The 10,216-nt window shown below is 44.6% G+C and carries 10 protein-coding genes and 1 pseudogene; 3 read left to right on the top strand and 8 right to left on the bottom strand.

The features are described from left to right. Window positions 1–717, top strand: a pseudogene (locus PX484_RS01235) (AarF/ABC1/UbiB kinase family protein); the annotation flags it as partial. 44 nt (window positions 718–761) lie between these two features. After that, window positions 762–1,484, top strand: coding sequence for a Stp1/IreP family PP2C-type Ser/Thr phosphatase (locus tag PX484_RS01240; protein WP_288102689.1), 723 nt, complete (start codon window positions 762–764; stop codon window positions 1,482–1,484). Window positions 1,485–1,673: 189 nt separating this feature from the next. Here the strand turns inward: PX484_RS01240 and PX484_RS01245 are convergent, their stop codons facing one another. From PX484_RS01245 to aat, 4 genes are all read right to left on the bottom strand, one after another. Next, complete coding sequence (locus PX484_RS01245) at window positions 1,674–3,053, bottom strand: ankyrin repeat domain-containing protein (protein ID WP_502845971.1); 1,380 nt, start codon at window positions 3,051–3,053, stop codon at window positions 1,674–1,676. A gap of 41 nt (window positions 3,054–3,094) precedes the next feature. Beyond that, the gene (locus PX484_RS01250; RefSeq protein WP_287765645.1) at window positions 3,095–4,201 is read right to left on the bottom strand and encodes a hybrid sensor histidine kinase/response regulator; all 1,107 of its coding nucleotides are present in this window, start codon (window positions 4,199–4,201) and stop codon (window positions 3,095–3,097) included. A 225-nt stretch (window positions 4,202–4,426) separates the two neighbouring features. Continuing rightward, window positions 4,427–4,609, bottom strand: a complete 183-nt coding sequence (locus tag PX484_RS25595) for a hypothetical protein (protein WP_043997880.1) — start codon at window positions 4,607–4,609, stop codon at window positions 4,427–4,429. Between the two features lie 38 nt (window positions 4,610–4,647). Further along, window positions 4,648–5,217 carry a leucyl/phenylalanyl-tRNA--protein transferase gene (aat, locus tag PX484_RS01255; protein ID WP_004163918.1) on the bottom strand — a complete coding sequence of 190 codons (570 nt, stop codon included), beginning with the start codon at window positions 5,215–5,217 and terminating at the stop codon, window positions 4,648–4,650. A 45-nt stretch (window positions 5,218–5,262) separates the two neighbouring features. Between aat and PX484_RS01260 the strand changes: the two genes are divergently transcribed. Further along, window positions 5,263–5,604: a DUF8822 family protein gene (locus PX484_RS01260; protein ID WP_004162710.1), complete on the top strand. Its 342-nt coding sequence runs from the start codon at window positions 5,263–5,265 to the stop codon at window positions 5,602–5,604. 14 nt (window positions 5,605–5,618) lie between these two features. Here the strand turns inward: PX484_RS01260 and PX484_RS01265 are convergent, their stop codons facing one another. The 4 genes from PX484_RS01265 to PX484_RS01280 all read right to left on the bottom strand — a co-directional run. Beyond that, complete coding sequence (locus PX484_RS01265; RefSeq protein ID WP_287765648.1) at window positions 5,619–7,220, bottom strand: glycosyltransferase family 39 protein; 1,602 nt, start codon at window positions 7,218–7,220, stop codon at window positions 5,619–5,621. Window positions 7,221–7,280: 60 nt separating this feature from the next. Beyond that, window positions 7,281–8,219, bottom strand: coding sequence for a glycosyltransferase family 2 protein (locus tag PX484_RS01270; protein ID WP_287765650.1), 939 nt, complete (start codon window positions 8,217–8,219; stop codon window positions 7,281–7,283). 428 nt (window positions 8,220–8,647) lie between these two features. After that, entirely contained in the window at window positions 8,648–9,430 is a 783-nt protein-coding gene (locus tag PX484_RS01275) for a hypothetical protein (RefSeq protein ID WP_004163915.1), read from the bottom strand. A 335-nt stretch (window positions 9,431–9,765) separates the two neighbouring features. Then, window positions 9,766–10,216: thiamine pyrophosphate-dependent enzyme (locus PX484_RS01280; RefSeq protein WP_288102690.1), on the bottom strand; the 451-nt coding region annotated here is incomplete at its 5' end.

A 10,216-nucleotide genomic window follows, 5' to 3' on the forward strand; every position in this document is an offset into this window, starting at 1 on the left:
GTGCGCGAAAAATTAATGCAGACTCTCTTGGGAATTGCCCAAAAAGATGCCGATCGCGTGGTCACTTCTCTGGTGGATTTAGGAGCATTAACTGCTAATGGTGATATGGGAGCAGTGCGGCGATCGATCCAGTATATGCTCGATAACTTCATGGATAAACCCTTTGAGGAGCAATCCGTGGCCTCTATCAGCGATGATCTCTATGAAATCGCCTACGATCAGCCTTTTCGCTTTCCCGCTACCTTTACCTTTGTCATGCGGGCATTTTCTACCCTGGAAGGGGTAGGCAAAGGACTCGATCCCGAATTTAACTTTATGGAAGTGGCCCAACCTTTTGCCCTGCAATTAGTAAATGATATGACAGGAAATAATGGCAGTAATATCCTCGATGAGTTAGGACGACAAGCAGCCCAAGTGAGCAGCACCGCCCTGAGTTTACCCCGACGCATCGATGATACGATCGAAAAATTAGAACGGGGTGATATCCGTGTCCGGGTACGTTCCAGCGAATCCGATCGACTTTTGCGGCGATTGGGTATGATTCAAATGGGAACCAACTATACTTTACTGATCAGTGCTTTGCTTATCTCAGCGACGCTTCTATTCGTCAGTGGTTTTGGTTGGTTAACTTTAGTGCCGATGGCGATTTCGCTGCTGCCGGGGATAGCCCTCTTGAGACTTTGGCGAAAAATTGAACGTCAGGATCGCATGATGTAATTGATCGCAGGATAATAATTATTGTGTTAGCAGCAGAAATTTCGATGAACAATCTTTCTTTTGGAGGACTGACCGATCCTGGTGTAGTGCGATCGGTTAATCAGGATAGTTATTATATCGACCCCGAGCGGCGCTTTTTTATCGTTGCCGATGGTATGGGGGGTCATGCGGGGGGCCAGGAAGCTAGTCAAATCGCCACTGAAACTATCCAAGCTCATCTAGAAGAACACTGGAATTCGCCCCGGGCTGCCGGGGAATTGCTGCAGGAGGCAATTACCGTCGCTAACGAGAAGATTATCGAAGATCAGCTGAAAAATCCCGAAAGACAGGACATGGGGACAACCCTAGTCATGGCTATCTTCCGAGATGATGGCTCTTGGTACACCCATATTGGTGATTCCCGTCTCTATCGCTTTCGTGAGCAAAAATTAGAACAGGTGACGGAGGATCATACCTGGGTAGCTAGGGCGATAAAAATGGGCGATCTGTCCGAAGAAGAAGCCAAAAACCACCCTTGGCGGCACGTTTTATTTCAATGTCTCGGTCGTTGCGATTTGCCCCCAGTGACGGTATCTCCCCTCGATCTGCAATCCGGCGATAGTTTAATTCTCTGTAGTGATGGTTTGACGGAAGAACTGTCCGACGAGGAAATTAGCGATTATTTGCAAACCGGTGCCGATTGTCAGGAAATTGTCGAAAATTTAGTGGCAGCGGCCAAAAAAGCTGGCGGTTCCGATAATATCACCGTGGTCATGGTAAGCTGTTGACTACCTAGGGTTTGCGGCAAAAAGTTTCTCGTGGGGAAGTGGGGAGATGGGAATTATGAATTATGAATTATGAAGTGGGGAAGTGGGGGAATTTCAACTAACACCCTAAAACCCTAAAACCCTAAAACCCTATCTCCTGCCGATCGCCGATCGCCTCATCTCAACAAGCAATTTAAATGCGTGGGCAGCTTACTCGATCGCTCCTGCTTGTTTTAATAAAGAAACGATCGCGTGATGGTGATTAAATTTAGCTAACATTAAAGCGGTCATTCCCCCTTGATTTTTCTGATTTAAGTACACTTTTCCCCCGTCTAACAAAACTTTAACCGTGTCGAGACAACCGTGATAACTCGCCCACATTAAAGGGGAAGCGCCGCTAAAATCGAGTTTATTGACATCGGCGCCGATATCGATTAACCGGCGCACCAGTTGACTATTATTGCCCTCACAAGCTTTCATGAGGACGGTTTTGCCATCGGGATAAACGGCGTTGGGATTAGCCCCGTAGTCGAGGAGATAACGGCAGATTTCCGTAAATTGGCGCTGTAAAGCTAAAGTTAATGGTGTTTCTCCCTGCTGAGTTAGGTTAGGCTCCGCCCCCTGTTTTAACAATTCTAAAACGATCGCTTCGTATCCTTGTACCGTGGCGATGATCAGGGGTGTATCACCAAAATGGTTGCGGTGATTGACAAAAGCGCCGGCTTGTACTAGGGCCTGGACGATCTCTAGATGTCCTTCGATCGTCCCTAAATGCAGAGCCGTTTCCCCAGCCTGATTTTGATTGTCAATACTAGCCCCCTTAGCGAGTAAAAGTCGGACAATATCGAAATATCCCTCAGCAGCAGCGATCATGAGGGCAGTTTCTCCCTCCTCCGTGCTGATGTTCGGATTTGCTCCCGCTTGCAGTAAAGTTTGCACGCTGCCGAGATTTCCCCTCTCTACAGCCAAAATTAGGGGAGTTTCCCCGGATAAAGTGGGAGAATCGAGGGGCATACCACGGGTAATAAACAATTCGAGGATTTCTGGGCAATTGGCGGTGAGAGCCTGTAACCAAGCTTCTTGACGTATTTCGTCATCTACACCACTATCGAGCAGTAAACGGACAATTGCGGCGTAATTTTGTCTGATCGCTACAGATAAAGCCGTATCTCCATCCCGATCGCGCATATTGACCCGAGCACCGGCGGTTAATAACTGTTCTGCGATCGCTGTATGACCCTTATAAACGGCGATCATTAGTGCTGGTGTACCATCTTGATTGAGCTGATTGACATTAGCGCCGACGGCGATTAATTGAGCAAGGATTTCACTGTGATTGAGGGCAGCCGCTAACATGAGAGGGGTTAAACCTTGAGGTTGTTTACTTTTGTTGATATCAGCCCCAAATTCTCGCAAAATCGCCACAATTTCCCTATGACCCCCCTGCACGGCATAGATTAAGGCCGTAGTATTTTGCACATCAGTGGCGTTGACATTTGCCCCCTGACTCAGTAAAGCTTGAACCCGCGCGAGATTGCCCTGACGCGCCGCTTGTATTAACAAGATATCCCAATTAGAAGCCATTAACAGTGACCGATCGGCAGAAAGTATTTTTTCTATTATCGATCTTTCTAGACAGGTAAACGGACAGAAAAGCTACTACCCCGTTCTAATTCTGAGGTGACGGCAATAGTTCCCCCATGAGCATCAATAATGCGACGGGAGAGATAAAGTCCTAACCCATTGTTGGAACTGTCTGGGGAACTGGAGTACAGGCGCTCAAAAATCCGGGGTAGTTCTTCTGCTGAAATGCCTATACCAGTATCCTCGACGACAATGGTGACAAAAGTATCTTCCTCTGTAGCGGGGATGAGATGAATTTTCACATCACCCTTTTGGGTAAATTTAATCGCATTGCCGATGAGATTGGTAAAAACGCGCCGCAGTTCCAAGCGATCGCCAGTTAGGAAAATTTCCCCAGCATTTTCGGCATTTAAGCTTAATTCTAGTCCTTTTTCTCGGGCAAGGGGAGTTAACTGCTGACAGACTTCTTCGAGAATATCGATAATCTTTAATTTAGTAAAATTAAGTGTCTTTTCGCCGTTTTCATAACAATAAACTTCCAAAAGATTATTAACCATTTCCAAGAGATTTGTATTACTGCGAATAATCACATGAATGACTCGACTCATTTCGGGAGTAATCTCACCGTATAAACCTTCTTGAAATAGTTCTAATATATGATTGACAGACACTAAGGGAGTTCGCAAATCGTGGGTCATCCTCGAAACAAAATCTTCTTTTTGTCTAGCCAATTGCTCTTTTTCTTGTTTGGCAATCGCCACTTCTTCTTCCGCTTCATAGATGCGTAGGGCGTTTCGCATCGCTTGATTTAAGCGCGAGGCAGAAAGACGAAATTTACTCAGATAATCGGAAGCTCCGGCTTTCATCATATCTACGGCAATTCCTTCGTCTCCGTGACCGGTTAAGACAATTAGGGGTATTTTAAGTCCCTGTTGCCGAATTTCCCGCACCAAAGTCAAACCATCTCCATCGGGTAGAAGATAATCGATAAACATACAGTCGAAAAGATTATTGGACATCTTTTCTTTAGCCTCTTGATAGTCAGCGGCTTCTGTTATTTCTATCGCCATCTCCGATGTTCTTAAGAATCGGCGCACGGCGATCCGATCTACTTCATTATCATCAACAATTAGAATTCTTAACTGGTTTAACATTGCCAATTTAAATCTGAATTTTATTACTGTCTGATCTACCCTGATAGAATACCTTGAATCGGGTTCGATGGTCAAGACATTTTCGAGGTCGATTCTTACAGCTTTTTTCTTAAAGATGAAGTATAACATAATTTGCTATTGACGACCGAATCGTGACGACTGGCCCCCCAAAACGAAAAATTAGTACCTCACTATTAAGATGACTGCCACAATCGGAAACAATACTTAGGGTTTGCTGAATAAATCTAAAAACCTTTTTGGATAAGACTTTTGGACTTTTTTCCCCTCAAAAAGTGCCAGCCATTGCGGGGATCGGGGGGAAAATTCCTGGACTTTTTCCCTGAAAATTAGGTAGTTGACCACCTGAAAATCGATGAAACCCCACACCCCACACCCCACACCCCACACCCTGCCACCACCGAAAAGCTTTTTGCCGCAAACCCTACTTAAACAAAATGGCAATGCTTCAACAGAGCGCCTTCAAGTAGGGGATGATATTCTTTTTCGGAGATAGTATAGGCCCCAAATCTAGCCAGATGGGGATTTTGCATTTGGGCATCAAATAGACAGAAATCCCGTTCTCTAAGGTGTTCGACTAGCTTGACCATGGCTACCTTAGAACCATCGGGAATTTTATAAAACATCGATTCCCCGATAAAAACCCCGCCAATGGCCAAACCTAAAATCCCTCCCGCTAATTGATCCCCTTGCCAAGTCTCGAAACTGTAAGCCCAACCGCCCTGGTGTAATTGCTGATAAATTTGCATTAACTCCGGGGAAATCCAAGTCAGCGAGCGATCAGCACAACCGGCACAAACCCCAGCAAAATCGCGGTTAATAGCCACGGTAAAGCGATTTTGATTCAAAACTCGTTTTAGGGACGTGGGATACCTAAAACGCCGATCAAGAGGGATAAGAGCGCGATTTTTACTAGAATACCAATCCAATCTGCCCCCCTCATCGGCCATGAGAAAGTAACCGCGTGCGTATCCTTGTATAATAGAGGCGGTATCCACGACTCCCCCAAGAATTCAGTCTCGTAGCCTGATCATTCTCTAATTATGCCTGATCATCCCCCACCAATTCCGCCTATTACTTTACCACCGATCGAAAATCCCCAACAGGAACAAACTTGGCTGCGCACCGCTTTACATCGTTGGTTAGATGCGGAATTTATTCCCGAAGCTATTAATGAAACTATCGCTGAACGTGCTAGTCAAATTTTTCTGCGTCAGCGTTTGGAAGGGGAAAACGATCTCGGTAGCTTGGTGATTGCGATCGTTACCGAGATGCAAGCTTTTGATTTTCGTGAAAGTTTTTATAGTGAATTCGCCATTGCTAACGCTGTCAGTGATTTAATTTTAGATAGTTTAGGGATCGATCGCTGTTGTGGCCAAAGTTAGACAGTTTTTCTTTGCTATTGGAGTTTAATTTCTATTAGCTGCTCTGCTAATTTTTCTGTGCGAATGGGGTACTGTTCATTTAAGAAGTTAACAAAATCTTCTTCGGGATGTGCCACGACGATATTACTGTAGTTTTGGGCTAATTCCTTGAGATTGAGTTTTTGCCGCCAGGATTCCACATCGCCATCCTGAAATAATTGAAACTTAACTTGATCGTTAACTAAATAGGATAATGCCAAAAAGAAACTAGGGGTATTATCGCTGATGACTATCGGCTTGGTCATGGAGTTTAAAACAGGGGCGATTTTTAGATTAGCTCCACTGGCCGTACCTCGTTGATCATCTAAAGCCGCATCAGGATTTAAACCCAGAAATACACCTGATACTATACCTAGTAGCAGCAAAATTAGCAAGATTTGTTGTCCTAAATAGTGCAGCCAATTTTTTGGCGATTTTGAGCCGATATAACTGGCAATCAGGTAGGATATAGCCATCCGGATTGCCAGAAAAGCCGGCATATAATATCTGGCTTGTAGGGAGCGGATCGATGGTTTTAATAAATCAGGTACAATTTGAAACAGTGTCGGAACAACAATCAAAGTTATGAGGAATAACCAAACTTTCGGCGATGCGTATCGGATGAGATAGTAAAGAGAATAAACCACTAACAATAATATTAATAAATGTAAAGCCGATTCTAATCTTCCTTTGCGGTGAAAGAAATTCACAAATACATGACCAGTATGACGGAATAAGGCTTGAGATATTTCGATGATATTAGTCTTAAACTGTCGATAGTATTGGGTGTTGCGATCAATTTTGTCTAGGTTGGTAAAAATCACGAATAGCCAAGGGCTAAATAAAACTAAGCTGCCAACACCTGCCAATACATAGCTAACAACTGTCCTTGTAATTTTCAATCTCTCTAGAAGAATCACATATAAAGCTTGGGCGATGGCGACGGGAGCAGAAAATAAATGAGTATAAAAAGTCAAGGCTAAACTGAGGCTATACCAGAGCCAACTTTTAAGCGTATTTTTACGGATTGCTCGTAAAAGAGCAATTCCTGATAAAAAAATTGTCACTGTCCAGCAACTATATTGGGTAGCGTTTTGTGCCGAAAGTATCCGAAGGGGAGAAACAGCGAATAAAGCGATTGCAATCGAGGCCGTTAGCGAAGAATCGAACAATTCTAGGCATAACCAATAAAGGCAAGCAATGGCTAGGATGCTTAAGAAAATCGAGAAAGTTCTGGCCGAATGTTCGATGGGGATTAACTGCATCCAGAAGCGCGCTAACAAATTGTATAGGGGAGGATGTTCTGGATTCCTCATCATAGAGCGCAAGGCATCGGATAGAGAGCGTTCGGAATGAGGATATTGAAAATATTGTAGGTCTTTCCTGCCAATAATTTCACCGTTGAAAGCCTGCTCCCGCACGTCTTGAGTCGTGTATCCCGAAAAACGCATAATACGTCTAACTTCATCGGCACTATAGACTTTTTGCTCTACATTGAAAAATCGTAGGCCAATTCCGATTAATAAAATAGCAATGATCAAAAACTTTCCGAAATTAGCGGCCAATCGATCGGGTAAATATTTTCTCTGATCCATCATAAGTTTATTTGTCCGTAGGTCATCAATCAACAAGAATTAATTGATAGTTGTTTGAAAAGTTTAATTAATTTCCAACCCAGCGATCTCAGCGATTGTATAGGCTGGTCTGCCCTTAACTTCTTCGTAAATTCGACCGATGTATTCCCCTAATATGCCAATACTGATCAATTGTACTGAACCCAAGAAAAACACAGCGATCAAGATAGTAGCTAAACCGGTAACGGGAGAGTCGGGTTGCTGCAGTCGCCAGTAGAGAACCAGTAAAGCCATCAACAGGGCAATTAAAGCAGAAAATAAGCCTAAATAAGTGGAAAGACGCAGGGGAATCTTAGAAAAAGACACCAAACTATTAATCGCTAAAGCTAGGGATTTTTTAAAAGTGTACTTGACTTCCCCGGCAAACCGGGGATCCCGCTCAAATTTAACAGCAGTTTGTTGGAAACCAATCCAAGCGCGCAAACCGCGAATATAACGATTCCGTTCTGGCATAGAATTTAATAGGTCCACTACCTGACGATCCATCAGACAAAAATCCCCCGTGTCCGCAGGGATATCCACGTCGGCTAATTGTCCCAGCAATCTATAGAAAACGTAGGCAGTCAGGCGTTTAAACCAACTTTCTTTTTTCCGTTTTGTTCTCTGGGCGTAAACCACATGATAACCTGCTTGCCAAGACTCAATCATTTTGGGAATCAATTCCGGTGGATCTTGCAAGTCGGCATCGAGGACAACAATAACTTGACCCCTAGCGAAATTGAGTCCCGCAGTTACTGCTGCCTGATGGCCAAAGTTACGAGCAAAGCTAATGTAACAGACCCTAGCATCTCTTTCCTGTAGTTCCCGCATTAATTTTAAGGATCGGTCCCCACTGCCATCATTAATCAGAATCAGTTCCACAGAATCATCTAAACTATCCATGACGGCACTGACACGACGATAGAGTTCTCGGATGGTTTCTTCCTCGTTATAAATCGGAATAATTAGCGAATATTTCGGCATTTTCGAGAGATTGAACGGACAAAGGCAGTGTTTTTATGGCGGCTACTACGCTCAATATTCTGCCAAAGTATCGCTTTTGTCAACTTAATAGATTACTGCTAAGCTGCAGGGAGGCGATTTCTTGGGCAGCACCAATAATTAGGGTTGGCTGAATAAACGTGCAATATAGACGAAGTAAGGATTTTGGAGCTTTTTTAGCGGAAGAGGTGCAAGATTTTGAAAGCTAGTGGCTCAAAAACCTTGCTTCTCCATTGCCAATCGCATCTTATTCCACCTTCAAACAATATCCTTCTCCCCTTGTCCCCTGCTCCCCGCTCCCCGCTCCCCACACCAGCCGATCGCTAACGCCGTCAGTGATTTAATTTTAGATAGCTTAGGGATCGATCGCTGTTGTGGCCAAAGTTAGACAGTTTTTCTCTGCTACTGGATTAAATTGCCAAGGAATGGTCGAGCATTGCTTGCCGACGTAAACAATTCCAGTAGGCTGCATAGAGGTCTGTCTGTTGACCGCGCAGAGAAGCGATCGCAGGTGCGGCAGGAAAAGGCCAGAGACGATCAAAAACCACTTCTCGATGAGCCAGACGAAACTGTAGCAAATAAACGGAAGCAGGAGCCTGTAAATTATCCAGTAATTGCGCTGCCAGCCGATGTAAAGACTTAAGACTCTCTCTTTCTAGACTAATCGGTTGACTGTAGGCGTTAGGGATCATACCCTCCCCGATTACCTCACCGTATTCTAAACCCTTAGATGTCACCGTGATCGGCAACCAAAGATCCCCAAAAGAGGAATCTCCCTGACTGGTTTTATAGTGCAGGGTCTGGGCAACCCAAGTGCGTCTTTCCTCGATATCCCGACAAGCTTGATAAACTTTTTTGCCAGGAAAATTCACCCAATTGGGTAATTGAATTGTTAAGGGACACCAGATTAAATTATTTTGGCCGGTTTTACCCGACTCCATTTTTGACCACAAAGAAGCCGTCCCCGTCACCTCCACCGCCAAGGATTTAGGAACCGCATTTTTTAAGGCAATCACCATCTTTTCGGTAACGGGCGATAGCCGAGACATCTGACCACTGGCTTGAGCTTCGGCATTAACGAGAATGATAACTTTGTCCATTTCTTGTTGTGGGTTGGGTGAACTTGAACGATCAGCGGTGAGGTTGGTTAAGAGTGAGAACTGACTTGGGTTCAATGCTTCTGTAGTCGCCATGGCAAAAGCTATTTCTCTGGATTTTAGCGGATTATACAAGAGCGCAACTATTTTTTACGGATTTTTTCAACAGCAACCATCTTCGAGGCGGGATTTTTCTTCTCCCCCTCATAGAATACCTTAGTTGACAGTCGCGTAAACAGTGATCAGTAAACAGTGATTAGTCAAGAAAAAATTCGACCGAATCTAAAACCTAATTGGTTAAGCTAAAAGCTTTGATGTATTTAGTTTCTAACCTTCTTTTTAGGTAGGAGAATTGCCAAATTCTTTTTTAGAGCCTCTTGCCTCTTGCCTTCAGCAGCTGATCACCGATCACTGATCACCGATCACTGAAATTACTCGTCTTCAGCGAAAATAAAGCGAGTTAGTTCACTAGGATCGGGTTCGGGGCTAGATTCGGCAAATTTAACCGCTTCCTCGATTTCAGCTTGAATTTTCTGCTCGATTTCTTTTAATTCCTCTCTCGTGGCCAGATCTCGCTCGTAGAGGTAGGCGGCAAAGCGAGTGATCGGATCTCTTTCGCCCCAGAATTGTTTCTCGTCAGCACTGCGTAACTCGTCGGGATCTGCCAGAGAGTGACCCCGGAAACGATAGGTTAAGGCCTCAATTAAAGTCGGTCCCTCACCGGCGCGGGCCCGAGCCACGGCTTCTCTGGCGGCGGCATGAACGGCGACCACATCCATACCGTCCACTTCCACACCGACCATACTAAAAACACTGGCTTTTTTATAGATTTCCGGTTGAGAAGTGGCTCGATCGTGGGCCATACCGATCGCCCACTTATTA

This window comes from Microcystis sp. M49636_WE2 (genome assembly GCF_030065375.1).
GTDB classification, from domain to species: domain Bacteria; phylum Cyanobacteriota; class Cyanobacteriia; order Cyanobacteriales; family Microcystaceae; genus Microcystis; species Microcystis aeruginosa_C.

Bases quoted from the DNA above. Each gene is read 5' to 3' on its own strand.
- PX484_RS01260 (WP_004162710.1), top strand. From the start codon at position 5,263: ATGCCTGATCATCCCCCACCAATTCCGCCTATTACTTTACCACCGATC.
- PX484_RS01265 (WP_287765648.1), bottom strand. From the start codon at position 7,220: ATGATGGATCAGAGAAAATATTTACCCGATCGATTGGCCGCTAATTTC.
- PX484_RS01250 (WP_287765645.1), bottom strand. From the start codon at position 4,201: ATGTTAAACCAGTTAAGAATTCTAATTGTTGATGATAATGAAGTAGAT.
- PX484_RS01240 (WP_288102689.1), top strand. From the start codon at position 762: ATGAACAATCTTTCTTTTGGAGGACTGACCGATCCTGGTGTAGTGCGA.
- PX484_RS01270 (WP_287765650.1), bottom strand. From the start codon at position 8,219: ATGCCGAAATATTCGCTAATTATTCCGATTTATAACGAGGAAGAAACC.
- PX484_RS01275 (WP_004163915.1), bottom strand. From the start codon at position 9,430: ATGGCGACTACAGAAGCATTGAACCCAAGTCAGTTCTCACTCTTAACC.